At 38.1% G+C, this 25,793-nt stretch carries 22 protein-coding genes and 2 pseudogenes; 13 read left to right on the top strand and 11 right to left on the bottom strand.

Annotated features, from left to right (window positions below):
- Nucleotides 1-110: 110 nt before the first annotated feature.
- Nucleotides 111-901, top strand: a pseudogene (locus ACT4_RS10290) (DUF4198 domain-containing protein).
- 59 nt (nucleotides 902-960) lie between these two features.
- On the opposite strand, the gene ACT4_RS10285 reads toward ACT4_RS10290, so the two are convergent.
- A complete protein-coding gene (locus ACT4_RS10285) occupies nucleotides 961-1,656 on the bottom strand; it encodes an epoxyqueuosine reductase QueH (RefSeq protein ID WP_034604937.1) in 696 nt (231 codons plus the stop codon).
- Nucleotides 1,657-2,027: 371 nt separating this feature from the next.
- On the opposite strand from ACT4_RS10285, the gene ACT4_RS10280 reads away from it, so the two are divergent.
- Nucleotides 2,028-2,948 carry a LysR family transcriptional regulator gene (locus tag ACT4_RS10280; protein WP_004880015.1) on the top strand — a complete coding sequence of 307 codons (921 nt, stop codon included), beginning with the start codon at nucleotides 2,028-2,030 and terminating at the stop codon, nucleotides 2,946-2,948.
- An 11-nt stretch (nucleotides 2,949-2,959) separates the two neighbouring features.
- Here ACT4_RS10280 and ACT4_RS10275 read toward each other — a convergent pair whose 3' ends face one another.
- Nucleotides 2,960-3,415 carry a DUF441 domain-containing protein gene (locus tag ACT4_RS10275; RefSeq protein ID WP_004880012.1) on the bottom strand — a complete coding sequence of 152 codons (456 nt, stop codon included), beginning with the start codon at nucleotides 3,413-3,415 and terminating at the stop codon, nucleotides 2,960-2,962.
- A gap of 125 nt (nucleotides 3,416-3,540) precedes the next feature.
- A complete protein-coding gene (locus ACT4_RS10270; RefSeq protein ID WP_034604932.1) occupies nucleotides 3,541-3,978 on the bottom strand; it encodes an Rrf2 family transcriptional regulator in 438 nt (145 codons plus the stop codon).
- Nucleotides 3,979-4,083: 105 nt separating this feature from the next.
- Here ACT4_RS10270 and ACT4_RS10265 point away from each other — a divergent pair, with 105 nt between their 5' ends.
- Nucleotides 4,084-4,962 (top strand): NAD(P)/FAD-dependent oxidoreductase, encoded by an 879-nt coding sequence (locus tag ACT4_RS10265; RefSeq protein WP_007482005.1) that lies wholly within the window; start codon nucleotides 4,084-4,086, stop codon nucleotides 4,960-4,962.
- Nucleotides 4,963-5,011: 49 nt separating this feature from the next.
- Here the strand turns inward: ACT4_RS10265 and ACT4_RS10260 are convergent, their stop codons facing one another.
- Nucleotides 5,012-5,872 carry a hypothetical protein gene (locus ACT4_RS10260; protein ID WP_007482004.1) on the bottom strand — a complete coding sequence of 287 codons (861 nt, stop codon included), beginning with the start codon at nucleotides 5,870-5,872 and terminating at the stop codon, nucleotides 5,012-5,014.
- 446 nt (nucleotides 5,873-6,318) lie between these two features.
- Here ACT4_RS10260 and ACT4_RS10255 point away from each other — a divergent pair, with 446 nt between their 5' ends.
- The gene (locus tag ACT4_RS10255) at nucleotides 6,319-6,879 is read left to right on the top strand and encodes a TetR/AcrR family transcriptional regulator (protein ID WP_007482003.1); all 561 of its coding nucleotides are present in this window, start codon (nucleotides 6,319-6,321) and stop codon (nucleotides 6,877-6,879) included.
- Between the two features lie 121 nt (nucleotides 6,880-7,000).
- On the opposite strand, the gene ACT4_RS10250 is transcribed toward ACT4_RS10255, so the two are convergent.
- Nucleotides 7,001-7,780 carry a ferredoxin--NADP reductase gene (locus ACT4_RS10250; protein ID WP_004880003.1) on the bottom strand — a complete coding sequence of 260 codons (780 nt, stop codon included), beginning with the start codon at nucleotides 7,778-7,780 and terminating at the stop codon, nucleotides 7,001-7,003.
- Between the two features lie 118 nt (nucleotides 7,781-7,898).
- On the opposite strand from ACT4_RS10250, the gene tsaA reads away from it, so the two are divergent.
- The gene (tsaA, locus tag ACT4_RS10245) at nucleotides 7,899-8,603 is read left to right on the top strand and encodes a tRNA (N6-threonylcarbamoyladenosine(37)-N6)-methyltransferase TrmO (protein ID WP_171054802.1); all 705 of its coding nucleotides are present in this window, start codon (nucleotides 7,899-7,901) and stop codon (nucleotides 8,601-8,603) included.
- Nucleotides 8,604-8,613: 10 nt separating this feature from the next.
- Here tsaA and ACT4_RS10240 read toward each other — a convergent pair whose 3' ends face one another.
- Complete coding sequence (locus ACT4_RS10240; RefSeq protein WP_007482000.1) at nucleotides 8,614-9,876, bottom strand: DUF4010 domain-containing protein; 1,263 nt, start codon at nucleotides 9,874-9,876, stop codon at nucleotides 8,614-8,616.
- A 225-nt stretch (nucleotides 9,877-10,101) separates the two neighbouring features.
- Here ACT4_RS10240 and ACT4_RS10235 point away from each other — a divergent pair, with 225 nt between their 5' ends.
- A complete protein-coding gene (locus tag ACT4_RS10235; protein WP_004879999.1) occupies nucleotides 10,102-11,859 on the top strand; it encodes a GspE/PulE family protein in 1,758 nt (585 codons plus the stop codon).
- 132 nt (nucleotides 11,860-11,991) lie between these two features.
- Here ACT4_RS10235 and hemP read toward each other — a convergent pair whose 3' ends face one another.
- A complete protein-coding gene (gene hemP / locus ACT4_RS10230; RefSeq protein ID WP_004661888.1) occupies nucleotides 11,992-12,162 on the bottom strand; it encodes a hemin uptake protein HemP in 171 nt (56 codons plus the stop codon).
- A gap of 177 nt (nucleotides 12,163-12,339) precedes the next feature.
- On the opposite strand from hemP, the gene ACT4_RS10225 reads away from it, so the two are divergent.
- Entirely contained in the window at nucleotides 12,340-13,254 is a 915-nt protein-coding gene (locus ACT4_RS10225; protein WP_007481996.1) for an NUDIX domain-containing protein, read from the top strand.
- Nucleotide 13,255: 1 nt separating this feature from the next.
- On the opposite strand, the gene ACT4_RS10220 is transcribed toward ACT4_RS10225, so the two are convergent.
- The gene (locus ACT4_RS10220; protein ID WP_007481994.1) at nucleotides 13,256-13,813 is read right to left on the bottom strand and encodes a tetratricopeptide repeat protein; all 558 of its coding nucleotides are present in this window, start codon (nucleotides 13,811-13,813) and stop codon (nucleotides 13,256-13,258) included.
- Between the two features lie 21 nt (nucleotides 13,814-13,834).
- Nucleotides 13,835-16,246, bottom strand: a complete 2,412-nt coding sequence (mrcB, locus tag ACT4_RS10215) for a penicillin-binding protein 1B (protein ID WP_007481992.1) — start codon at nucleotides 16,244-16,246, stop codon at nucleotides 13,835-13,837.
- 234 nt (nucleotides 16,247-16,480) lie between these two features.
- On the opposite strand from mrcB, the gene ACT4_RS10205 reads away from it, so the two are divergent.
- The 5 genes and pseudogenes from ACT4_RS10205 (at nucleotide 16,481) to ACT4_RS10185 (ending at nucleotide 22,586) form a co-directional block, all read left to right on the top strand.
- Complete coding sequence (locus ACT4_RS10205; protein ID WP_004879991.1) at nucleotides 16,481-17,389, top strand: NAD(+) kinase; 909 nt, start codon at nucleotides 16,481-16,483, stop codon at nucleotides 17,387-17,389.
- Nucleotides 17,386-17,658, top strand: coding sequence for a YeaC family protein (locus tag ACT4_RS10200; protein WP_007481989.1), 273 nt, complete (start codon nucleotides 17,386-17,388; stop codon nucleotides 17,656-17,658). The genes ACT4_RS10205 and ACT4_RS10200 overlap by 4 nt, the downstream gene beginning before the upstream one ends.
- 168 nt (nucleotides 17,659-17,826) lie before the next feature.
- Nucleotides 17,827-20,601 (top strand): type VI secretion system Vgr family protein, encoded by a 2,775-nt coding sequence (locus ACT4_RS10195; protein ID WP_007481987.1) that lies wholly within the window; start codon nucleotides 17,827-17,829, stop codon nucleotides 20,599-20,601.
- Nucleotides 20,602-20,603: 2 nt separating this feature from the next.
- Nucleotides 20,604-21,712 (top strand): annotated as a pseudogene (locus ACT4_RS10190) (DUF2515 family protein).
- Nucleotides 21,696-22,586 (top strand): hypothetical protein, encoded by an 891-nt coding sequence (locus ACT4_RS10185; protein ID WP_007481981.1) that lies wholly within the window; start codon nucleotides 21,696-21,698, stop codon nucleotides 22,584-22,586. Before ACT4_RS10190 ends, ACT4_RS10185 begins: the two are co-directional and overlap by 17 nt.
- Before the next feature lie 120 nt (nucleotides 22,587-22,706).
- Here ACT4_RS10185 and ACT4_RS10180 read toward each other — a convergent pair whose 3' ends face one another.
- Nucleotides 22,707-23,702, bottom strand: coding sequence for a glycosyl transferase family protein (locus ACT4_RS10180; RefSeq protein ID WP_007481980.1), 996 nt, complete (start codon nucleotides 23,700-23,702; stop codon nucleotides 22,707-22,709).
- A 247-nt stretch (nucleotides 23,703-23,949) separates the two neighbouring features.
- Here ACT4_RS10180 and ACT4_RS10175 point away from each other — a divergent pair, with 247 nt between their 5' ends.
- Nucleotides 23,950-25,095 (top strand): acyl-CoA dehydrogenase family protein, encoded by a 1,146-nt coding sequence (locus tag ACT4_RS10175; protein WP_004879976.1) that lies wholly within the window; start codon nucleotides 23,950-23,952, stop codon nucleotides 25,093-25,095.
- Between the two features lie 42 nt (nucleotides 25,096-25,137).
- On the opposite strand, the gene ACT4_RS10170 is transcribed toward ACT4_RS10175, so the two are convergent.
- Nucleotides 25,138-25,761: a hypothetical protein gene (locus tag ACT4_RS10170; protein WP_034604927.1), complete on the bottom strand. Its 624-nt coding sequence runs from the start codon at nucleotides 25,759-25,761 to the stop codon at nucleotides 25,138-25,140.
- Between the last annotated feature and the right edge of the window lie 32 nt (nucleotides 25,762-25,793).

The following is a 25,793-nucleotide window of genomic DNA, read 5'->3' as shown; positions in this document are numbered from 1 at the left end:
TAAACTAAGGAATGAACCAATTAAATATAATGATAATTATTTGCATTTGTGTATAATAATGCTGAATTAAATGCGATCAAATTTATAAGTTTTTAGGGTGGAGATAATTTATGAGAACTATATTGGCTAGTTCATTACTGATGCTTTCAGTTTCTAGTTTTGCACATGAACCTTATGTTGCACCATTGGCCTATAACACTTCACAAACGCAGGTTGCGATTGTTTCAGGTTATGCAGAAGAGGCATTGAATAGTGAATATGCACTGAAAGATGCAAAGTTTGAAATTATAAGTCCTAATAACGATAAGAATTTGATTGAACCTGAATCTAAATTAGGCTCTACAACGGTATTTGATCTTAAGCTTCCAGAGGCAGGGACTTATACGGTTAAAACAAGCGCGACTTATCTATTGAAATACGTTCAGGATCAAAAAGAATGGAAAATGTTCTTTGATATGCCTGCGGATCAAGCACCTAAAAAAGCTGAGCGTGATTATGTAATCCCTGCTGATTTAAAAGCGAAGAAATATACGCCAATTGAAGTGAAGCGTGAATGGACATTATTCACTTATGTATCAAAAGAAAAAATACCCCAATCCAAGCAATGTCAGCGCCTATTCAAGTTGAGTTTTTGACGCATCCGAATGAAATAAAGGCTAATCAAGCAGTAAAAATTAAAGTATCAAAAGACAATCAAGTATTAGCAAATGCCAATGTTGTGATTCGATCTAAAGGTGCTACAGATGAGCAATCTAAGAATTTGAAAACTTTAGCAGATGGAACAGCAGAGCTTATTTTTCCAAAAGCAACTGAGTATTTAGTTGAAGTCAGTGAGACAGTAGATTCTATGAAAAAGCCTAGCAATCAGTTGTATACCATCATTAGTTTGTCTGTAAATTAAAATAAAAAGGCTGATCATCGCGATCAGCCTTTTTAGGGTATTTGGCTGATGATTGAGTATTATTTACTGGAAGTATTTTGATCTTCATCCATTGCATTACTATAAAATTTCACACCTAATTGAATTCGATCACGACCGTTACTCATACGCCAGCGATTGCTGTCTCTAAGCGAATAGACACAGCCACAGTATTCTTGTTGATAAAATTCTTCTCGTTTGCTGATCTCTAACATGCGTACAGCACCGCCATGCTTGCGCCAGTTATAGTCCCAATATTGAATATTGGGGTAATGAGCAGCTGCACGAAGCCCACAATCATTGATTTGCTGCATATTCTTCCAACGAGAAATGCCTAAAGAGCTACTAATTAAGCTAAATCCATGTTCGTGAGCGTAGAGTGCTGTTCTCTCAAAACGCATATCGAAACACATGGTACAGCGAATGCCTTTTTCTGGTTCATTTTCCATTCCTTTTGCTCGGGCAAACCAGTTATCGGTATCGTAATCACAATCGATAAAAGGGATATTGTGCTTTTCGGCAAAACGGATATTTTCTTCTTTACGAATCAAATATTCTTTGACTGGGTGAATATTAGGATTATAGAAAAAGATAGAGAAATCGATACCAGACTCTATCAGTGTTTCCATGACTTCGCCTGAACATGGGGCACAGCATGAATGCAACAGCAATTTGTCATGGCCTTTCGGTAAGCTGAGTTTTTGGCGTTCAAGCGTCTTTTGGCTTTGACGTGTCATGGTTTTATAAGGTCTACAGAAATCCAGCTGATAGTTTAAAAGGTTTAATGAATGATAGGGCTTGGATTGAATGAAATGTTTTCAGTTCAAACTGAAATTTTTTTAACTGCCGATACTTGCTGCGTACTTAGCCGTCTTATCGTTTAGTATTTTCAACTTTGTGGTGATTAAATAAGTGACATTTCAAGTAATTAAATTTCATTTAATAAAATAACAATTAAATAGAATTCATGTTGAGACAGTCTCATTAATGCTGTGTTAAGATGAAAACAATTCAATTATTAAATTAAAGAGCAGCAGCTTATCCTTTCTATCTGTGCATTTAATAGATTTAGATTAAAGGAAAGTTGTTGTTTTTCTGGTTGTTATTCATGTTAGAACTTCGTCATTTAAAAACGCTCCTTGCTTTAAGAGAGCATGGTTCATTGGTCGCAGCGGCAGCAGATTTATGTCTAACGCCTTCAGCAATTTCACATCAATTAAAAGAACTTGATCATTGGTATGGCGTTGAGGTGGTCAACCGCCGTAGTCGTCCTGTGGCTTTCTCTAACGTAGGACAAAGACTGCTTAAACTGGCGGATGATGTATTACCGCAAGTTCAAATTGCACAAACTGATATTACGCGTATTGTGCATGGTCAAACTGGACGTATCATTTTTTCATCTGAATGCCACAGTTGCTTTGATTGGTTAATGCCTTTGCTTAATCAATACCGTCAACAATATCCTGATGTTGACCTAGATTTTGCAGCAGGTTTTGAATCAAATCCACATGAATTATTACAGAATGCAGAGTTTGATTTGCTTATTACCGCTGATCCAATTGCTTTGAAAGGGATTGAATATTTTCCAATTTTTGAATATGAATCACGTTTAGTATTATCAACTACACATCCATTAGTGCGTGCTGAAAAGGTTTCGATTCAAGATTTAGCAGAAGAAACCTTGATTACCTATCCTGTCGATAAGCATCGTTTGGATATCATGGCGCACCTGTTTATTCCTGCAAATATTCATCCAAAGCACATTCGGACGACCGATTTGACTCAAATGCTGATTCAATTGGTTGCAAGTGGACGAGGTATAGCGGCTTTACCTGATTGGGTGGTGAATGAATATGAACAAAAAGGATGGGTGGTCAGTCGCCGTTTAGACTGTGTATCGCCAAAAGGTTTAAGACGTACACTTTATGCGGGCTATCGTACAGAAGACACAGAAAAGAGCTATTTTGAGGGCTTTTTAAAGCAGTTGGAAAAGTTCTCACAAAAGCGCGCAGTTTATTATGAACGCTGATCGTGCTTAAACTAAGACTTACCAATCAAAACCGATAATATTCCTGCTGCGATGAGAGGGCCAACTGGAACTCCTCGTAGTAGGGCAACGCCTGCAACAGTCCCGATTAATAAACCCGCGACGACATCTGGTTGATTGCTCATGAGCTTCACTCCACGGCCACCCAACCATGCCACTAATAGTCCGACAGCGATCGCGAGAAGTGACTTCCAGCTTACAAAAGATTTTAGAATACTTTCACCGCTTAGTTTGCCACTTGCGATTGGCGATAGTACACCAATGGTCAAAATGATGATGCCGACATTAAGCCCATGTTGCTGTATAAGAGGGAAAAACTGATCAAGAGGTGTAAGTTTCACGAGAATCAAAACACCAGCAGCCACAGTCACGGCTGTATTATGACTAAAGATTCCACAGCCTAAAAGAATCAACAATACAAGTAAGTTAACGTCAAATTGTGAAAACATAGCGGAAGAAATTAAAACAAAGTTGAATTGTATTGTAATTCTCAACTCGATGCAGATAAATTTGGCGAATTTTTACATTGAAAAATATGTTTTGATGAAGTTGGTTTTATCTAGCGTATCTGCAATTACTTAAAAGATTCCTGAGTACAAATCTGATCAAACCCCAATGCCAGATCGGCAAGTGTCGTTGCCTTGAGTTGGGTAAGTAAGATCGTTTGCGCTTGATTCATTGCATCATCTAAAGCAGCATTTACGACTCTTTCGACAGCACAATCTGGATTTGCTCTTTCATTGCCCATTGCAAAAATAGTTGGCTCGCCAACCGCATTATAAATATCAAAAAGCGTAATTTTACTTAGGTCTTCAACCAATAACCAACCGCCTTTAGGACCTTTTTCAGAATGAATAAAGCCTGCTTTTTTCAAGCCAGCCATAGTCCTTCGAATCACCACTGGATTGGTAACTAGCATTTGCGCTATTTCATCAGAAGTATAAGTCTTGTTATTTCTTGCCATGTGTAAAAGCACATGTAGCATCCGTGAAAGCTTGCTGTCAGTTCGCATGAGGTAGGATTGTAAAAGTAGGAGTTGTCTTAATGTAACATCAAAAGTTGCAAAATAAAAAGAATAGTATTAACGTAACTTTAAAAGTTACTTATTGGTGTGATTATGATTTATGATGTAGCAATTATTGGTGGAAGCTATGCGGGTTTAGCAGCTGCATTACCTTTGGCTAGAGCGAGACGAAATGTTGTCATTATCGATGCAGGAGAAAGGAGAAATCGCTTTGCCGAATTTTCTCATGGTTTTTTGACTCAAGATGGTACGTCTGCAAGTGAAATTGCGCATATTGGCAAACAGCAATTAATGAAATATGAAACTGTGAATTGGCAGCAAGGCAAAGTAAAGCGAGTTGAAACGAAAGATGGGCATTTCCATGTTTGTATTGATGGCGTTCAATCCTTAACAGCAAAACGTTTGATCATAGCCACAGGTATAAAAGATCAATTACCCGAAATTAAGGGAGTTTCAGCGCGATGGGGAACCAGTATTTTTCATTGTCCATATTGTCATGGCTATGAGTTAAATAACGGAAATATAGGAATCATTGCATCTTCTGAACATGCTATCCATATGTCGATGATGTTGGTTGATTGGGGGAATGTCACTTTATTTTTAAACGATCAACCTATTGATATGGAAACAGAGCAAACATTGCTAGCTCGTAATATCAATATCGAAAAAAGAAGGATTAAAGAGATTAATGGTGAATGCAATATCGTTTTAGAAGATGATAGCTCGGTTGCTTTAGATGGGACGTTTGTGAGTACACGATGTCTAATTGATCAAGAGTGGATTGTCCATCTAGGATGTGAGTTAGAACTGAACTCTATGGGAGAAATGATTAAAACCAATGCATTGCAAGAAACTTCAGTTACTGGTGTTTTTGCTTGTGGAGATGTTGCGCGTTTAGGTGGTTCTGTTTCATTGGCTGTAGGAGATGGAACAATGGCGGGCGTAGCAGCACATCGATCACTCTTGTTTTAAATGACAAGGTCACTTCTATATTGAGTTTGGAAATGACCTTGATCTAAAACTAAGCCAGTTTTCGGAAAGTTTCATATTGATAAGTTGCAATTTGCTCATCCCAAAATTGCTGCCATAAATCACAGTATTCCAAACAGATTTGACGAATTGCTGTGTAATCTGATTCTACGCATGCTTGAGCGAGTACAAACCATAAATCATCTTCATGATCATCATCTGCAGCTTCAGCTGTTTCATCATGTGATACGCCGTGTACATAGTAGTAACCGCCATCAACATCAAATCCAACAGCTTTGGTTGCTTGACGTAAAGCTGGGCTAAATAAAATAACTTCTTCTTCTGCTACAGCAAGTAGAGCCGAAACAGCTTGGTAACGATCAAATGAACGTTCTAAATAGTTTCGAACTTGTTGTGCAATAATAGACGGTTGGTAATTATTCCGCTCAGATTGCGATAATTCAAAATCATCAAGCACATCTTCAAACAATGGATAGTGCGCATATTGAGGATTACCAGAGTAATAGCCATCTTTATCAACTGTAGGACGGAAACCGAATTCATCCAGAATGTTAAGATTTAATAAAAAGCGAGGATACATCTTCGAACCCGATAAAAGACGTGGTTCGAGTTGCTTGGTTTGAAATTGTGCCATCAATAAAGCATCTGTGAACACTTGGACAATAGCATGTCGATATTCTAGATGGATATGTTTTAAGGTTTCTTTATCGATCAAACCATCATTTAATAGCTGGATTGCAGGGTGTTTTGAAACAGGATGATTTGAAATTTCTGCGCGTAATTCTTTCAGAAAATTCAGGTTCTTATTCCATAAGGTTTCAGAAATACTATTTTTCATTCCGTCTATAGCTTTCTGTCTAGGGTTGTCAAAATCTTCGAATTTTTTTGGCATAGTCTTCTACTCAATGAATTAATATTATTGCTTTTTCCAATTATATAGTTTCGATTTGCTTTGGTTGCTTATGAATATAACTATTAGATCAACCAAATACCTTTTTATTGGATAATTTAAATATAAAATGATTTTTTTGTGAAATCAATTTATTAAACAATCTGAAAAATTAAAATAAACTTTGTAGATTTAATCTATTTTTAAGAAAAGGTGAGGTAGTTCACTTAATATTTTAATTTTTTAAGAATCGAAAGATTTTTTTACAAATTAGCTTGTTTGTGTGTGACTTTTTGCTTAATTTATATAGATGTAGATAAGGTATTTTTAGCTATTTTCTGTAATACTCATAAAATAATATGAAGGAACATGGTTGCCAGAATTATCCAGCTTTAACCGTGTCTAAATAATACATTAAGTTGTTTTTAAAATTCTAAAAGGATAATAACATGTCAAAAAAAGAAGATATTATTGAAACGGCTCTTAATCTCTTTAATCGCCATAACTATAGCTCGGTTGGGGTTGATCGAATCATTAGCGAGTCAGGTGTAGCAAAGATGACTTTTTACAAGTATTTCCCTTCAAAGGAAAGCTTGATAGAAGAGTGCTTATCACGTCGTAATAAAAGCATCCAAGCTGCAATTGAGTATGAAGTAAGTTTACAAAAAGAAGATGATTATCTTGGCAAAATTAAGGCAGTCTATTTTTGGCATTTAGCATGGTTTAACTCAGATGACTTCCATGGGTGTATGTTTCAAAAAGCCTCATTAGAAATATTACAAACCTATCCTTCTATTATCAAACCGATCGTTGAATATAGGGAGTGGTTAATGGGTTTGGTTGAATGTTTATTTGAAAAGGCAAAGGTCTATCAACCTCATGTATTAACATCGATGTATATTAATATTTTGGATGGGATGACTGCATATGCAAAAGTGAATAAAGATCATCATCAAATTGAAGAGTGTTGGTATTATATTGAGCGATTAATATCACTCGATGCTGCTTAATTATTAAGTTAATACTTAATAATATATTAAAGCTTTTTAAATTTTAATATTTATTTAAGTGGCTATGAAGTTTTAATAAATAAAAACCGAGGTATAAACCTCGGTTTTTTTATGATAGGTATTATTTTTCAACGAATGCGCGTTCGATTACATAATCACCCATTACACCCATACGTGGTGATTCTACTAAACCATGTTGATCTAATAGCGCTGCAACGTCTTTCAAGAAAGCAGGGCTACCGCAAAGCATCGCACGGTCAGTTTCACGATTGAAACGTGGTAAACCAATTTTTTCAAAAAGTTCACCAGACTCGATTGCTGTCGTTACGCGGCCTTGAGTGTGGAATGGTTCACGAGTAACTGTTGGGTAATAGACCAATTTATCTTTGATACCTAACTCTTGGAAGAATTCATGGTTAGGAAGCTCGTTTAAAATTAAGTCTTGATATGCGAGTTCAGAAACGTAGCGCGTACCGTGTACCATGATTACTTTTTCAAATTTTTCGTAAGTTTCTGGATCACGTAGTAAAGCTAAGAAAGGCGCAAGTCCAGTACCAGAAGATAAAAGGTATAAATTCTTACCTGGTAATAAATCATCGTGTACTAAAGTACCTGTAGGTTTTTTAGAAATAAGGATTTCATCACCCACTTGAACTTTTTGTAAAATAGAAGTTAAAGGACCGTCTTGTACTTTAATAGAGAAGAATTCTAGTTCTTCTTCATAATTCGCACTCGCGATCGAATAAGCACGCATTAAAGGCTTACCATTCACTTCAAGTCCGATCATCACAAACTGACCATTTTTAAAACGTAAGCTAGCGTCGCGTGTAGTTTTAAAACTGAAAAGTGTGTCATTCCAGTGGTGAACATCAGTAATGCGTTCAACGTTAAAAGCAGCCATTAAAGGTCTCGATCACAGTTAAAAGAAACAGATTGCTATTCTAATCTAAAAACATTCTCGATAAACTGAATATATTTAATTGTGTTTATCAGAAAAAGTGATGATTAACTCTGTTGTTATGCCGATCATTGGGTATATGCATTCACCTTATAACGAAAAATTCGGCATACCGAGACAGCCCAACCTAGTCCAAGTCGAGTCCTACATTGATATGATTGAGCCATACAATGATATTTTAGCTTTCGAGGGGATCGAAGAGTTTAGTCATTTATGGTTACTATGGCAGTTCCATGAAAATAAAAATAATGATAACTCTTTGAATCAAATGTCTAAATTTCGTCCTCAAGTACGACCACCACGGCTTGGCGGGAATCAAAAAATAGGTGTTTTTGCAACGCGAAGCATGTATCGACCTTCGCCAATAGGTTTATCTGTTGTGCGATTTTTGCGTGTTGAAAAGCAAGGAAAGACACTTCGGCTGTATGTAACTGGAAGTGATTTATTAAACGGCACGCCTATTTTAGATATCAAACCTTATATTCAATATTCTGATGCAATTGCAGATGCCGTGAGCGGATACGCACAAGATGTGCCTAAACGTAAAAACATTGTTTGGTCAGAATCAGCTCAAATACAGCAATTTGATTTGATAAAAGCTGATGCTTCAATCAAAAAAAAGCTAGAAGAACTGGTTGAAGTTTTATCTTTAGATCCGCGCCCTGCATATCATGACGACGAAGAGCGAGTATATAAGATGAAATTTTCAGAGTGGGATGTAAACTTTAAAATTGTAGATGACCGAATCCTTATTTTAAGCCTTTAATATCGAAGACTTAAATTCCAAACCACAATAGGATAGCCAAAATACCCATATGTACAATTTGTGCTGGAACAAATGCCAGTGCATAACGGTAGCCACCAGTTAGGCTAGCATTGATGCTTTTAGAAATAGAATGTGCGAGTAAGCCAACCATTAAGGCGATCAATAAAGGCATTGATTGAGCTGTCTCTGGTTCACCTTGTACCACAATTGCAGCGATCGCAGCATGTATTTCGAATAGGGATGCGATCACTGTACCCAGTATAAGTCCTGTGCTCCCTAACCATAGGTTCAGTGCATAAATTGCAACTTGGATACCTGATAACGCAAGTGTGATAATCACAGCATTTTTAAAACTAAACATTTTTGAGTCTGTATCAATCACATGATCTATCGTGTCAGATCGGCGCATCAGATACCAAGACCAAATGAACAAAATAACAGTTGCGATCAAAGTCGGTAAGAAAATGAGTTTTAACCATGCAAAACTGATACTTGCAACAATGATTAACATTTGAATGAGTGTTGAAACACAAGACATTAGTGCTGCACCAGCATTAACAATTGGATCAGCATTTTTATTGCGTACTTCCATGCCTAAATTGGCGACTGTTGCGGTACTTGAGACAAAGCCAGAGGCTAAAGATGAAAGTGCCAATGCGTTTTTTGAAGAAAGTAATCTTTTGGCAATATGTGCTAAAGCTTGAACAAAAAGAATAAGGCTCAGTAATTTTAGGATCGTATATGGATTTAATACAGGACCCCAAAAAGCTTGATCAGGAACGAGTGGTAATCCAATTAAAACTAAAGAAAGAAGTAATACACCATCGCGTAGTTCATTTTCACTGATCCATTGATTGGCAATGCCATGTAGAGATTCTTTTGCCATGAGTAAAATAGTTAATAAAACGGCGAGTCCAGCAGCTAATGTGATATTCCAGATGCATACCGCGCCAATAAAATAAGTCATGATAAAAGCAAGTTCAGTGGTTACACCTGGGTCTTCTTGCTGGTTTTTAAGAGAAGCGATACTCATTGCCCCAACTAAAAGTGCGCCAACAATGCCAATAACAAAATTGAATAGAAAGCACAGCGTTCCTAATAAAGCTGCAATGGCAAAAGTTCTAAAACCTGCAAATGTTTTGCTTTTATGTTTGCCTTTACTTCGTTCGCGTTCTAAACCAATAAGTAAGCCACAACCTAAAGAGACTGCAAAAATCATGATCAACTGGTTAAATAGTGTATCTTGTAGCGATAATGTGATGACATCATTCATATGTAATCTCTTTGATTATTTACTTATTTTAAAATCGGCTAAGGCTTCAAACTTTGTTGATGATGTTCTATGACTGGATAACAAAAAATTAGTCAAATTTCTGTGATGAGTAATTCGTTATCTATATGTTTTTATAATGCATTTAACGCAAAATAAACAGTAAAAATGATCTAAATTTTTTCAAGAAAACTCTGTTATAGTATAGTGCTTAATTGGGGTATAACAATGACGTTTAACTTTGAAATCGATATATTTTGGTGTTTAGAACAATTACAAAAAGACGGACGTATTACAGAGCGTGACAAGTTGTTAATTCAAACAACACACCGTCAAAAAGATCAGTTGAAATGGCATCCATTACAATGGATTGCGAGTTTTAATCTAAAAGATCAAGTAAATCCTGCTACAAACTTAACACTAAATCGCTTATGCCAATGGCTTGCTGAAAAAGCACAAATTCCTTTATATGTGATTGATCCACTAAAAGCCGACGTGACTGCATTAACCAGCGTTATGTCACAAGAATTTGCTGTACGTAACCATATTTTGGCGGTAGAAGTTCATGCTGAAAAACTTCTGATTGGTACAAGCCAACCGTTTTCATTGGAATGGAAAAATAACTTAGAACGAAGTTTAGCGCCGAAAAAGATTGAAGCAGTTTTACTGAGCCCAGAACAATTACAGCGTTATTTGGTGGAATATTACCAAGTGAGTCGTGCTGTTAATTCATCACAAAATGCAAATCTGTATGATCGTGAAAATAAAGGGGTTGAGGCATTATTACAATTAGGGGATACACAAAACCCTGATGCAAATGATCAGCATATTGTCAAACTTGTAGATTGGGTGTTGCAATTTGCTTTTGAACAAGGTGCTAGTGATATTCATTTGGAGCCAAGGAAAGACAAAGGGAAAGTTCGTTTCCGTATCGATGGTGTATTACATACTATCTATAACATGCCTGCAAATACGCTTACGGCTGTGATTTCGCGTATTAAAATTTTAGGACGTATGAATGTCGCGGAAAAACGCAAACCGCAAGATGGCCGTTTAAAAACAAGGACACCTAAAGGCCAAGAAACAGAATTACGTCTTTCTACTTTGCCAACAGCTTTTGGTGAAAAGCTTGTAATGCGTATTTTTGACCCTGAAGTGTTGGTACGCAGTTTCCAACAACTTGGGTTTGAAGGTCATTTGTTACAAAGCTGGCAATCGCTCACTCAGCATAGTCATGGCATCATTCTGGTGACTGGGCCTACGGGTTCAGGTAAGACTACGACTTTATATTCATCCTTAAAACAGTTGGCAACAGAACAAGTCAATGTCTGTACGATTGAAGATCCGATCGAGATGTTAGAGCCAAGTTTTAACCAAATGCAGGTCAATCCAAATATTGAACTTGGTTTTGCAGATGGTGTGCGAGCTTTAATGCGTCAAGATCCTGACATTATTATGGTAGGTGAGATTCGTGACCATGACACTGCGAATATGGCAATTCAAGCAGCATTAACAGGACATTTGGTCTTATCAACCTTGCATACCAATGATGCACCATCAAGTCTTACCCGTTTACATGATCTGGGTGTTCAGCCATTTTTAACTGCAGCGACCATTTTAGGTGTATTAGCACAGCGTTTGGTACGCCGTTTATGCCCACACTGTAAGCAAGAAACACAAATGAATGAGCAAGAGTGGGAACATCTCACCTTTGACTACATCATGGAAATGCCAACGACAATGTATAAGGCTGTAGGCTGTGAAGTTTGTCGTCAAACAGGTTACAAAGGTCGTGTGGGTATCTATGAGTTTATGCCTGTGAGCTTGGAGCTAAAATCATTGATTAGTGCAAATGGCACGCTTGATGAGTTAAGAGCGAGAGCGAAGAAAGAGGGCATTGAACCTTTGAGAATTGCAGGTGCGCGTAAAGTCATTGAAGGAGTCACGACTTTAGAAGAAGTATTAAGGATTGTACCTTTAAGTTAATTGTGAGTTAAATGATCGATATGGTTTTCAAATGTGGAGATCATATTGATAAAATTTTAAGCAAAACAAAAAGAGCAGTACGCGCTGACATACTGCTATTCCCACGTTTATTCTTATTCGGTTATTATTATATTACTTCGTTAAAATCAAACGGTTATTTCGAGTTAACCGTAAACGATATTCTTCACCTGCATGCATAATTCTAATTTCACGTCCTAAAGCAAAAAGGTTATTTGAATGTAGCATTGGTAGCGATTGAGCTGCATCAGTGCTGCGAGTAAATAAGTTAAATGGTGCGTTCATTTGTTATGCTCCGTGGTGTATTTCTTAATGTTTTAAATGATAATCATTATCGAATAGGCCTGTCAACGGAAATTTTTATAATTTACAAAATGATTTATTTATTTCCTAAAATGGCATGGGAAAGATTGTTTTAATTACTTAAAATCAACTGGAAAAGATGAGAGATTTTAGACTGTTATGGCAAAAGCTACAGTTGATGTTGCAATCGCAATTTTATTACACAAATCCAAAGTATTAGTGGGTTGGAGACAAGCGAATCAGCATCAGGGAAATAAGCACGAATTTCCTGGTGGAAAGGTAGAAAAGGGGGAAACACCTGAACAAGCTTGTAGACGAGAAATTTATGAGGAGGTTGGAATTGGTTTAAAAGATTGGCATAAATTTGATGAGATATCTCATGAGTATGATGACATTATCGTAAATTTACATTTATTCCATACTTATGTACCTGATGAATTACTTAACTTAATTCATCAGCCGTGGACATGGTTTAATCGTGATCAACTCGCAGAACTAAACTTTCCAAAAGCAAATGCTGCAATTTTAGATCGTTTGATTTGGCCACATTTGATAAAAATAAATCATGAATTATCCGCTTTACCACAACAAGCAAGTTTATTTTACTGGCGGCCAGAATTAACAGATATAAAGAAAATTGAACAACAATTGCTTGAATTAGATGATCAGCAGTTAGCTAAGCTAGTCATTAATTTTGATATCTGGCAGCACTTATTAAATACAGAGTTGAAAGGCAAAATCACAACCATTCATCTAAAACAATCTCAACTTATGAGTTTATGTAAAGGTGATCTAAATATTGGAAAACGTTTTTTAGCTGCATGCCATGATGCGGTATCAATTCAACATGCACATCATTTAGGTTGTGATGCAATCCTGCTTAGCCCTGTAAATGCGACAGCAACACATCCAGATACGAAGGTTTTAGGCTGGGATAATTTCTCTGAATTGGCGCAGAAAAGTGATATTCCAGTTTTTGCACTTGGTGGTATTGCGCCAACAGATATAGAACAAGCCCAGAAACATCACGCTTATGGGCTTGCGGGAATAAGTCAATTTAATTCAATTGTATAAACTAAAGTGACTGAATTGCTTTCTTGGCTTCTTGTGCTTTGACGGGATGATTACGTGCTTGACTCGCACGTAATACGATTAACCAAAGTTGTTTTTTCATCGCATTGCTTTGAGCATAGCTTAAACCACGACGTGCTAAGGCTTCTGCATTTGCATATTCCTTATTCTGTTCGGCAATTAAGCCTAGATACAAATAGGTTTCAGAAGCTTGTGGGGCGATGCGTTGTGCTTGAAGTGCATAACGCTCAGCCTCAGCATATTTGCGTTGTTTAAAGGCTGTTTGAGTCTTTTGCATCAAGTTTCTAAAAGCTGGAAGTTGGCTTCCGTCATTAAACTTCTGTTGAACTTTTTGCTCAGGAACTATCACAGGCACATTTTGACGTTTAATTTCTTTCTGCTCATAAGGCGTAATTTTGACGCCAGAAGAAGGTTGTTCAACTTTCTTCTTTTGAGTCTTATTTTGCGTTGAGTGTGTTGGTGGTTTGGTTGTTCTTTCAGGTGCAGCTGTACAGCCTGCAAGAACTAATGCACCAATAATCAATGTAATTTTCTTCATCATACTAAAAACATCCTTGTAGATTTAGTTGTCACCGTTGTAACTACCGCTTGAAATAACGCGGCTTGGAGCTGTGTGATTGTTCAGGTCAGCATCCATTTGGTTTTCACTTTCTCGAATATAGTTAGTGATGCCATCATTGTGATCATAATCCTGATTTTCATCAGTTTGAGGAATATAAGTCGGCTCAACTTGATAATGTGATTGACCACATACTGTTGCACGACGTGGAACGGTTTGTCGTAATAGTGGAATATACATTGCACCATCACAGCCTTGAGCAGATAAATCGCCAGTTGCGCTATCAATCCATTGCCACTGAACATTATCTGTTTGACGTAGGTTGACTGGTTCTTGACGTAGCTGCTTCATCACATTAATCCAAACAGGTAAAGCACCTGATGAACCCGTTAAACCTGTCACTTTGTTATCATCCAACCCTAACCATACAACTGCAAGATTATTACCAGAGTAACCAGCAAACCATGAGTCACGGGTATCGTTAGTTGTACCTGATTTACCTGCAAGATTGAGTGTTTCAGGAAGGCTGTTATAGGCTGAGCGACCTGTACCTGAACGCATGACTTGTTGTAAACCATAATTCAGAATATAGGCAGCAGCTGGATCAATGGTTTGTTGAACGTTTAAACCATAACGATCAAGTAGGCGACCTTTAGCATCAACAACTGTACGGATCGAGCGTGGCGGATATTTAAAGCCACCCGTTGCAAAGTTGCCGTATACGCTCAGGACTTCCATCGGTGACATATTCACAGCACCAAGGTAGATAGAAGGGTAGGCTGGAATATCCGAGCTAACACCGAATTGTCGCAATTTATTACTAAATGCAGCAAGACCAAATTCATTCGCCAAACGAACTGTTGATAGGTTATATGAGTTTGCTAGCGCTTGTTGCATTGGAACAACACCGTGTTCACCGCCACTATAGTTCTTTGGTGTCCAACTCTTATCGCCATCAATAGGAATATTTACAGCGCTATCTTCAATCGGGCTAGCCCATGTATAGCGACCAGACTCAATCGCATTGAGATAAATAATAGGTTTCAATAATGAACCTACTTGGCGTTTGGCATCTAAAGTACGGTTAAAGCCTGTAAAGTCTTGGGTTGAACCAACTGCTGCAATGATTTCACCATTTTCTGGATGTGCAACAAGCACAGCACCTTGTAGGTTCTTTAAGCGAGCAGGATTATTCTTTGCTAAACGTTCAACTGTACTCTTGAATGAGTTTTGAACCTGTGTTTGTGCGATAGGATCAAGTGTTGTAAAAATTCTTAAACCTTGATTGGTAATGTCACTTTCTTGATATTCAGTACGCAATTGACGACGAACGATGTCAAGGAAATCAGGGAATTTTGCTGGCCCTAAAGTTGGCTTACTTACTACATTTAAAGGACGAGCAATTTCATCTTGGTATTCTGCTTCAGTGAGATAGCCCATCACTAACATGTTATTGAGCACGACATCACGACGTTTTTTTGCTGATTCAGGATTACGCCAAGGGTTGTATAAAGAAGGACCTTGAACTAAGCCGACTAAAAAAGCTTGTTGTGAAACATTTAACTCACGTAAGGGTAAACCAAAATAAAACTGTGAAGCCAAACCGTAGCCATTAATTGAATAGTTACCATTTTGACCGAGATTTACTTCATTTAAATAAGCCTCAAGGATTTCATCTTTGCTGTAGTGCAACTCAATTAACAAAGCCATTAATGCTTCATTCACCTTACGCTTCAATGTTTTTTCAGGTGAAAGATAAAAATTCTTGACCAACTGTTGAGTTAATGTAGAACCACCTTGACGTCGACCACCTGTGATATTGCTAACTACTGCACGGGCAGTACCACGAATCGAAATACCATGATGATGATAAAAATTACGATCTTCGGTTGAAATTAACGCTTCTATGAGTGTTTTAGGGACTTTGTTTAATTTAATCAGAACACGGTCTTCATTATGCTGAGGATAAATTCCCCCAATCAATAATGGCTCTAAGCGTGCGATCCCCGTATTTGATGGCTTGGTTGAGCGTACATCACTCACTTGACCATCATTGAAAGCAAGTTCTAATACTTGTTCAGGGTCGGTACTATCACCATAGTCAAAACCGCGTGTATGAACATACATTTGGTTGCCTTGAACAACATAGCTACCTGATTTGTCGTAATTCGCTGTGTTTTTGTAGCCGAGCAATTTCAATTCTTGGGTGAAATTATCTTGAGTGATTGGTGCATTCGCATAGATCTCTAAAGGCCGAGCAAATACCTTTGCAGGGATATCCCAACGCTTACCTTCAAACTTGTCCCGAATGATATTATCTAAACGGATCAAATAGATACTAAAGGCAATAAAAACACCGATCACTAAAATTGAAAATAAAAGTGCTAGAAAACCAATACCACGTTCAAACTTCATAGATTTGCGTTAAAACCAAAACAATGGTGGTAATGATGCGATAGCTTGTCAGTAATTTGCAATCATAAAACTGTGAATAAATAGCAACATGCAATAAAAACTTTAAGAATTCGTTGACATTAATCGTATAAAAAAACAACGGATAGACATTTTTATACTTTTTAATCAATCATCAACGCAACATTGATTGTTAATGATATGATAGTCAGGAATCGCAGCGGAGCTGAATTATTCGTGCAAATTTCCCATAAATCCTTTCGAAATATTGGTCTAATTGGGCGACCAGATAAATATTCTGTAGTAGAAACGTTATGTTTAATTCATGATCATTTGATCACTTTAGGCTTAAATCCAGTTTTTGACCAAGAAACTGCAAAACTTGTACCTTATAGTCATGGTCAAACAGTAAGTCGTAACTTGCTGGGTGAAGTTGTTGATCTAGTGATTGTTGTTGGCGGGGATGGTTCTCTATTACATGCTGCGCGTGCGTTGGTTCGCTACAGTACGCCTGTCATTGGTATTAACCGTGGTCGTTTAGGTTTTTTAACTGATATAAAACCTGCTGAAGCCATTTTTAAACTTGATCAGGTATTACAAGGTCAATTCCAGCTCGATCGCCGTTTCTTATTAGAAATGGAAGTTCGGACGAATGGTGAAACGATTTATGATGCAATTGCACTCAATGACGTGGTATTGCATTCGGGTAAATCAGTACACATGCTTGATTTTGATTTGAATATCGATGGCCAATATGTGTATCGTCAGCACAGTGATGGTTTAATTGTTTCAACACCTACTGGTTCAACAGCTTATGCGTTGTCGGGTGGTGGGCCGATTCTACACCCAAGCATGGATGCAATTGCTCTTGTTCCAATGCACCCTCACACATTGTCATCTCGTCCAATTGTGGTTGGTGGTCAAAGTGAAATCAAAATTACAATTCGTGAGAATCGTGTTTTGCCAATGGTAAGTGCTGATGGACAACACAGTGTTGCACTAAATGTTGGTGACACCGTGCATATTCGCAAACATCCGTTTAAACTTAGCTTATTACATCCGCCTGGTTATGACTTTTATATGGCTTGCCGTACTAAACTGGGTTGGAATCAAGATTTTGAATCTTTTCAACAGGATGAATCATGAATATTGAACAAATGCTCGCTATTTTAAATCCTGAGATTGTTGAGCGCTTAAAAACTGCTGTTGAAATTGGTAAATGGCCAAATGGTGTGGCTTTGACAAAAGAGCAACGCGAAATTTGTATGCAAGCTGTTTATGCTTGGGAAATGGAAAATTTACCGAAAGAACAGCGTAGTGGTTATATTGACCGTGGTACGAAAGAAGAAGGTGAAGAGTGTGATGATGATCATCACAAAGATGAACCTGAATTTAAGCCGATTCGGTTTGTTTAATTTAAAAAGCCCAGTGATGACTGGGCTTTTTTCTGTGCAGTTAAATAACAATTCAATTAATCAATATAATGTTTAAATGGTTGCAATAAAGTAACATTAAAAATATAGACAGATTAGTCTATGGTTTATAGAATGCGCGAAATTTAAGTCAATATTAAATAACAAGAGATGTTGAATAATATATTTCGCGCATTAGATCAATTAGGCATCACCCCACAAAAACGTGCCATCCATATTCAATTTTCCAATCCGATATTAAATGCTCAGGTCTTTTTACAACGTATAGATGGGCAACATGAAATCAATCAAGGCATTCGTGCTGAACTGATTTGCTTATCTACTGATGCTACGATTCCATTAAAACAATTCATTGGTAGCAAAGTCGCAGTTGACCAAGTCACCGACTCAGGACAATTATTCCGTACCACAGGGATTATTATTCAAGCCCTACAAGGCCAATCCGACGGTAGTTTAAGCCTCTATAAACTCACACTTGAAGACCCCACCACACTTTGGAAAAAACGCCGCAATAGCCGTGTGTTTATGAATAAAACTGTGGTTGAAGTTATTGAGATTGTCTTTAAAGAATGGCAACAAAAAAGCCCACTCTTCGCTGCGAGCCTAAGCCTTGATTTAAGCGGACTCAGTCAGAACGATGACATCTGTCCCTTTATCATGCAACACAACGAAACGGACTATGAGTTCTTAACTCGACTACTACGTAGTGAAGGCATCAACTGGCTGATTGATGAAGCACAACTGATCGTACCGAACAGCAGTGCAGCGATTCAACCGCAAAAACTCCGTCTGATTGATGACAATAGCCAATACCAAGCTTTAGCACGTCGCCAGATTCGCTACCATCGCAGTAGTGCCACAGAACAATACGACAGTATGACCAGTTTGATAGGACAACGCTCACTGCAACCCAACAGTGTACATATCCAACGCTGGCAAGCTGATGCACTGGAACAAGAACAGGGTGCAGGCAGCGTTCAAAGTACCCATCAACATAGTGCACACTACGACAATGCCAGCCTCGGCTTAGAAGATGCATGGCACTTTAGCCCAGCCTGGATGCAAGACCTCAATGGAGAAGATGGAGCAACCGCATCAGGCAACTCACAAATCGAAAAGTTTAACCAAAACTTAGGACACTATTACGACCTACAATCCAAATACTTCACCGCTCAAAGCACGGTACGAGATACACAAGTCGGCTACTGGTTTCAACTCATCGAACACCCTGAAATAGACCAACACAGTGGATCAGACCAAGAATTTCTGATTACAGGCAAAAGCTACTATAACCAAAACAACCTTCCCAAAGACTTGAATCAGCAAATTAACCAATTGCTACAACAAAGCCATTGGCAAAATACCACTACCAAAACCAATACAGAAGAACGCCAAGCCAATACACTGACCTTACAACGCCGTAGTATCAAAACAGTCCCTGAATATCATCCACAGCAACACCGGCCCACAGTACACCCTCAACGCGCTAAAGTGGTTGGGCCAAGCGGCGAAGAAATCCATGTGGATGAATGGGGGCGCATAAAAGTCCGCTTTCTGTTCACAAGAAATGAAGACCATGAACATGATGGAGGCGCAGGCACCAATGACAACGACACCGATTCAGCTTGGGTCGATGTTCTGACCCCATGGGCAGGAGAAGGCTATGGCGCACGCTTCCTCCCCCGCATTGATGAAATCGTGGTGATCGACTTCTTTGATGGCAACATTGACCGACCGTTTGTGGTTGGGCGCATTCATGAGGCACAACGCAGCCCGACCAAGTTTGACAATGCAGGCAAGCTCCCAGACACCAAGAAACTGGCAGGGATCAAATCTAAAGAAGTCCAAGGAGAAGGTTTTAACCAATTGCGCTTTGATGACACTACAGGTCAGATCAGTGCGCAACTGCAAAGCAGTCATGCTGCCAGTCAACTCAACCTCGGCAAACTGAGTCACCCTAAAGCAACCGCAGAAAGCGAAGACCGTGGAGAGGGATTTGAACTGCGCACTGACCAATGGGGTGCAGTACGAGCAGGTGAAGGCTTACTCATCACCACTCATAGCCAAGCGCAAGCTGAAGGTGACCATCTTGATGCCCAACCTGCCAAGCAACAGCTGGAAGGCAATCAAAACAATGCCAAAGCCTTGAGTGAAGTGGCGAAGAACCAACAGACGGATGAGATTGAGTCAATTGAACAGCTAAAAGACTTTGCTAAGCAGATTCAAGAAAAAATCGCCCAATTTAAAAAATCATTATTGTTGTTGAACTCGCCAGCAGGTATTGGTCTGAGTACGAATGAAGATATTCATTTATCAGCAGATGGGCAAATCAACCATTTTGCGGGCGACAGTATCAATTTAAGTACACAGAAAAATCTGATTACGCATGCACAAAACCGAATCAGCTTGTTTGCCGCGCAGAGTGGGATTAAGCAGGTCGCTGCTAAAGGCAAGTTTGAAGTTCAGGCACAGTCAGATGGAATGGATTTGCTTGCTAAGCAAGGGATTCAGATTATTTCGACCGAAGACCGCATTGAGATCACTAGTCCGAAAGAGATTGTGATTACAGCGGGTGGTTCTCAGATTAAGTTGGATGGTTCAGGTATTTTCCCGACCACAGGTGGAAAGTTTGAGGTGAAGGCCGGGCAGCATTTGTTTAAAACAGGTCAGGCATTAGGTGTAAATATTAAAGGGTTACCAGCCTTAGAGTTATTTAATGAACAGTTTGCATTAACACTTCCTTCGGGGGAGCCTTTTAAAGAAATGGATTATAAAGTTAGTTCTGGTGATGAAACTTTTATGGCACAGACCAATAAGAAAGGATGGACTAAGCGTATCCATTCACCACAAGAAAAAGAGCTTAAGCTGGAGTTGAATTGGATCAATTTACAAGTTGACCCTGACATTAATGGAGATCAGGAGTAAAAATGACTGGAAGTTTAGAGTGGCAAAGCAATACCAATACGACTGAGAATAGTTGTAAAGAAGTACAGTGTGACTGTTCTACTTTTTGGGAGATTTATCAACAGCAAGCCATTATGCGTTTGTCAAACTTACAGGATCAAAAGACCAATACTTATAAGTTAGAACCAGGCTATGAAGCCCGAGCACGTCGTATAGCCTCTGTATATGCAAAAATATATTTAGAGCAAGAGATTTCGGGAAATAAACAGTTAAAAGGGCGCTACTATTGGATGGGTCTAGGGGCTTTTGCATCTAAAACAGTCGCTGCTGTTTTTAAACATGGATTAACAAGAAATGGATATAAGTGGATACCTTTAGGTTTTGTACGTGATCCAGTACATTCATTTGCTAAAGGTAACTTATGGCTATTTATGGATATAGCCCCATGGCATTACGGATGGAGTGCTTCATCCTTCTCATTTAATCAATGTAAAGTTCAGAGAAATGTTTCTAATTATAGGCATATTAAAAAGGAGGTTATGAATTTACCTTGGTCAAATTGTCTCCCTGTTATTAGCAACTTACAGTGCACAAATGAGATAATGATTGGATTTGCTAAATTACCGGCTATTGAGCAAGTTTTCAAACAAAGTCTTGCAGAACAAAAAAATTTAAAACCTCTGCAAAAGATCTTTTTTTACATCTTTTGACTATTGCTGTGCAAGAACAGTCAAATATTTTACAGGAAGTTGTATGGAAAGATTGGAAAGTACAAGGTCAAGCTATTATTCAACGTACGACAGGAACACCAGAAAGTACATTAGTTTTATCTAGTGACTATGACTCGGATGTGGTTAGGAAAAATAAACTGGGACAATATACGGGGCGACTTGAAAACGAATTATCTCAATTACCTGAAAGTGCGTATAGTGAGCCAATCGATGGAACAAAAGTCGAGAACTATGATAGCCGTATGAAATGGATTCAGAAAGCAGCTGAAAAATATCATCGCCTTATGCAGAATGAAAAAGGTCGTAAATTCTTGGAAAAGGAGCTAACGATCATTGCCGGTTGGGGGAATAGTAAAGCTGGTTTTAAAGTGGGGAGTGATAGTAATGATGGAAAAATTTAAAGTATTATTTTTCTTAGTATTTTTTACTTTATTCGTATCCGCTTGTCAGCCTACCATCAATTTAAATGAGAATTCAGAAATGAATAGTCCACAAGAGTATATTTTGCATTTTGGAGCACAAGGGGTTCAGGATTTTTCAAAATATAGCAAAGAAGATGTAGATCATCAGCCTGCAGGAATGAGCTTCCACTCATTAGATTTTTCACCACCGAATTTAGGTAAGGTGAAAATTGAAAATGGAGCGAACAGTTTAATATTGGATAACGTGTTTTCAGTTTTAGGTAGTCAACTTTCTTCAAAATCAGAAGATGGAATCCAAATTTTGGATATTAATGCAGGTTTAACTAAAGAAGAATTTGTTTCCCCTGAGCAAGCGTATGCTGCTTATGTTAATTTGATGAAACGTATTAATCAGGCGGGATGGAAAAATTATTTTTATCGTTTTTCTCCTCGAATTGCAAAGGAGGATAACTTAAAATATGTAATGGGAAACGGAGAGGTAATAGATCCTGCTTATATTTTCACTTTTGATGAGTGGAAAAAAGTAATAAGTCATGTTCCTGCAAAATCAATTGGCTATAGAGTCTATGCTAATGACATACTTTTAGATATTACATTACAACAAACATCTATAAGTGAATCGAATCAAGAACAATATATGTTGCGCTATAGTTTTCAAACAATTCGATACGATGAGCTTAATAGTATTTCAGATTCAGATGAAATGACAGCTAACGAGCTTGAACAAGCATTTCAAAGTTCTCTTATCGAAGATAAGCAATCACGAACTAAAGCAGAACAAGAAGCGAAACAGAAGGGATATAAAATAGATGAAAACTATCAAGATCCTCAAGTTTGGAATTATGTGAAATAATAGATATAGTTAATTTAAAGTGTGCTAGCTCAAACTCAACCTGACAGGAACACTAAAAAATGGGTACCCGTCGGATCAGGTTTGAGCTAGTGCATATAAATCATTTTGGATTGCTTTTTATTAGGAACGACTATTCCATAACTCTTTCGCCATTTCCATCGCTTCATCATAACTATTTACAGCACCCATGGTATACAACGCGATTCCCATGGTTTCGATGACTGCCAATTCGCCATATTCATGAGACTGTTCGCCAATCCAAACTGCTTTAAATACAGCAAGGTCTAGTTCTTCTTCAATAGGGCTGCGATCTGGTGTTAATTTTGGCAATTCGTGCTCATATAATTCGCCGCTTTTAATTCCACAAATTAACGTTTTGGCATCAGGATTACGTTCAAACTCACCACCTTCACCTTTAATGACAGCACTGTTTTTATAACCTAAACGAAAAGCAGTTTGCTGGTGTGAGCTACGATAAGCTGGATGGAAAATTGCTTGTAAAGTCGCTTTAGCATCAAAAGGATTAATCAATCGAGCAAGCGTATGAATTGGAGAGCGAAGCCCCATCACATTACGTAGTGAAATCAACTCACTGAGAATTGGCGAAATGACTTCAAGCGGTAAAAATGCAAAATTGTGTTGAGCAAGCTGATTTTGTACATCATGTTCACTTTGGCAAATCGTATAGCCCAAGTACTCTAAGACTTGTTCAGTATAAACGCGGTTGATAGTGTGGCCTGATGCACCATGCATCACAATTTTGTAACCATGATGAGAGAGAGTAAGTGCGGCTAATAAGAACCACGGATAATGTTTGCGTTTACCAGCGTAGGAAGACCAATCTAGGTCAACTTCGAGTGGTTTAAATGAGAGTTGATCACGAGTAGCTTGAACAAAACCTGCAAGCTCATCTACAGACTCTTCTTTTACGCGAAGTAACATGAGAAAAGCACCGAGTTGCACATCAAGTACTTCATTTTTAAGGATCATGCTGAATGCTTGATAGGCTTCATCATAACTGAGTGAACGAGAGCCAGTTTTACCTTTACCTAAAATACGAACATATTGCGCAAAAGGATGTTCTTCGGTTTTATAAATATTTCGTTTCGTGTTCATGATCGTATTTAAAGCGATAGCTAAGAATTAAAACCAATATGACATAAAAGTGACGTATTTAGCGTAAAAAATGAAAGAAGCTGTTTAATCAGTAAACAATTGTCGTTATGAAAAGCGTATTGCAAACAAAATTATTGACCGAATGAGTCTAGTGATTTGATGCAAACGGGACATGACATCTCGAAAAAAAGTTATTAGCATGACGGCGAACTTATTTTTAAAACAAAGAAAGCGAAAGGAAATAATGATGTTAGCTTACGATGCAGATTTGGAACTCTTCCGTGATAATTTTAAACGCTTTATGAGCGAAAATATTGCTCCCCATTACGACCAGTGGGAACGCGAAGGCATTATGCCGCGTTCAGTTTGGACATTGTTAGGTGAAAATGGATTTCTGTGTGTAGATGTACCAGAAGAGTACGGTGGCTATGGTGTTCCTACCCATTATTCATTGATGTTAGTTGAAGAGTCTGCACGTGCAGGCTATTGCGCATTATCAACAGCTATTTCATGTCATTCTGAAATTGCTGCGCCATATATTCAACACATTGCTACAGAAGAACAGAAAAAGCATTGGTTGCCAAAAATGGTTTCAGGTGAAGTTGTTGGTGCAATTGGGATGACGGAACCAGGTGCTGGGTCTGACTTACAAGCAATGCGTACTAGTGCAATTTTGCAAGATGATCATTATATTCTTAATGGCTCAAAAACTTTTATTTCAAATGGTCAACATGCTGATTTAGTTGTTCTTGCAGTGAAAACAGACCCGCAAGCGCGTGCTAAAGGTGTGTCTTTGATGCTCGTAGACACACATCTTGAAGGCTTTAAAAAGGGAACGAACTTAGACAAGATCGGTTTGCATTCACAAGATACATCTGAATTATTCTTTGATAACGTCAAAGTACCCAAAGATCAATTGCTTGGGAATGCTGGATCTGGTTTTGCTTATTTAATGCAAGAATTACCGCGTGAGCGTACTGCAATTGCTTCTACAGCACTTGGTGCAATTCGTGGTGCAATTGATTTAGCGACGGCTTATGTCAAAGAACGCCAAGCGTTTGGTCAAGCAATTGCGCAATTCCAAAATACGCGGTTTGTTTTAGCTCAAGCAAAAATTGATGAATTGGCAACTGCTGCATTTTATAACCAAAATGTAGAGCTCTACATGGAAGGTAAATTAGATGTGGAAACAGCCGCTGCATTAAAGAGCTTTAGTACTGATATGCAAATGAAAGTAGCAGATAATTTACTACAGTTATTTGGTGGTTATGGTTATATGACCGAATATCCAATTTCACGTTTCTTCATTGATGCACGTATCCAACGTATTTACGGTGGAACAAATGAAATCATGAAAGAGATCGTAGCTCGTGGATTGATTGGTAAAGCCTAGTTAACTTAGATCAGCCTGTTCAAAAGAGCAGGCTGGTTTTGATTATTTTGATGAAAGAATAACGATAGGATAATTCTGCTGCTTAGGTTGTTTTTGCAGTGCTTGATTTATTTTAATTAGAAAAGCATCAGCTTTATCTTGATTTGGCCAATGATCATTGTATTGACTTCTCTTTTGAATATTTACACCACAACCCGTGATTTCCATGTTCTTGGGATTAAAAGACCAATCGTTAGGATCTTTTAAAAGAACATCTAAGCGATCATCGCAACTTTTCCATAACTGAGCAAACTCATTGTTTATCGCTGGGGCAGCGTCTACGACACGGTAAGCAGTAAAGCCTTTAAACTCGGAATTGAAGAACTGTAAAAAAGTTGTGACTGGCATTCCTCCCCAGATCATTGCTGTATTTGGTGCAAGTTCTATTTCAGTCAAATTTCTCTCATCTAATGCTTTGTATTGTTGATCTATTTGTTTTGAATCCATCAGTTTATAGGTGAGTTTACTTTGTGAGGGAACGATTAAATGTCGAACGTGGGTTGTTGTGGTTGTATAAAAATAAGGGGAAGCATCCCGGCCACAGCCGTTTGGGTTATAGCAGCCAATACAGCCTGTTAAACCTAAACTACTTAGTACAATCATTGGAAATGAGATTATTATTTTCATTTTTACTATTTGGTCTTTTAAAATTTGATTAT

It is taken from the genome of Acinetobacter sp. NBRC 100985 (assembly GCF_000241225.1).
In the GTDB taxonomy this organism is placed as follows: domain Bacteria; phylum Pseudomonadota; class Gammaproteobacteria; order Pseudomonadales; family Moraxellaceae; genus Acinetobacter; species Acinetobacter venetianus.
Note: the sequence above shows the minus strand (reverse complement) of the source record. Positions and strands in the feature narration are given on the sequence as shown.

Coding starts and splice junctions, on each gene's coding strand:
- ACT4_RS10285 (WP_034604937.1), bottom strand. CDS start 1,656: ATGACACGTCAAAGCCAAAAGACGCTTGAACGCCAAAAACTCAGCTTA.
- ACT4_RS10280 (WP_004880015.1), top strand. CDS start 2,028: ATGTTAGAACTTCGTCATTTAAAAACGCTCCTTGCTTTAAGAGAGCAT.
- ACT4_RS10275 (WP_004880012.1), bottom strand. CDS start 3,415: ATGTTTTCACAATTTGACGTTAACTTACTTGTATTGTTGATTCTTTTA.
- ACT4_RS10270 (WP_034604932.1), bottom strand. CDS start 3,978: ATGCGAACTGACAGCAAGCTTTCACGGATGCTACATGTGCTTTTACAC.
- ACT4_RS10265 (WP_007482005.1), top strand. CDS start 4,084: ATGATTTATGATGTAGCAATTATTGGTGGAAGCTATGCGGGTTTAGCA.
- ACT4_RS10260 (WP_007482004.1), bottom strand. CDS start 5,872: ATGCCAAAAAAATTCGAAGATTTTGACAACCCTAGACAGAAAGCTATA.
- ACT4_RS10255 (WP_007482003.1), top strand. CDS start 6,319: ATGTCAAAAAAAGAAGATATTATTGAAACGGCTCTTAATCTCTTTAAT.
- ACT4_RS10250 (WP_004880003.1), bottom strand. CDS start 7,780: ATGGCTGCTTTTAACGTTGAACGCATTACTGATGTTCACCACTGGAAT.
- tsaA (WP_171054802.1), top strand. CDS start 7,899: ATGCCGATCATTGGGTATATGCATTCACCTTATAACGAAAAATTCGGC.
- ACT4_RS10240 (WP_007482000.1), bottom strand. CDS start 9,876: ATGAATGATGTCATCACATTATCGCTACAAGATACACTATTTAACCAG.
- ACT4_RS10235 (WP_004879999.1), top strand. CDS start 10,102: ATGACGTTTAACTTTGAAATCGATATATTTTGGTGTTTAGAACAATTA.
- hemP (WP_004661888.1), bottom strand. CDS start 12,162: ATGAACGCACCATTTAACTTATTTACTCGCAGCACTGATGCAGCTCAA.
- ACT4_RS10225 (WP_007481996.1), top strand. CDS start 12,340: ATGGCAAAAGCTACAGTTGATGTTGCAATCGCAATTTTATTACACAAA.
- ACT4_RS10220 (WP_007481994.1), bottom strand. CDS start 13,813: ATGATGAAGAAAATTACATTGATTATTGGTGCATTAGTTCTTGCAGGC.
- mrcB (WP_007481992.1), bottom strand. CDS start 16,246: ATGAAGTTTGAACGTGGTATTGGTTTTCTAGCACTTTTATTTTCAATT.
- ACT4_RS10200 (WP_007481989.1), top strand. CDS start 17,386: ATGAATATTGAACAAATGCTCGCTATTTTAAATCCTGAGATTGTTGAG.
- ACT4_RS10195 (WP_007481987.1), top strand. CDS start 17,827: ATGTTGAATAATATATTTCGCGCATTAGATCAATTAGGCATCACCCCA.
- ACT4_RS10185 (WP_007481981.1), top strand. CDS start 21,696: ATGATGGAAAAATTTAAAGTATTATTTTTCTTAGTATTTTTTACTTTA.
- ACT4_RS10180 (WP_007481980.1), bottom strand. CDS start 23,702: ATGAACACGAAACGAAATATTTATAAAACCGAAGAACATCCTTTTGCG.
- ACT4_RS10175 (WP_004879976.1), top strand. CDS start 23,950: ATGTTAGCTTACGATGCAGATTTGGAACTCTTCCGTGATAATTTTAAA.
- ACT4_RS10170 (WP_034604927.1), bottom strand. CDS start 25,761: ATGAAAATAATAATCTCATTTCCAATGATTGTACTAAGTAGTTTAGGT.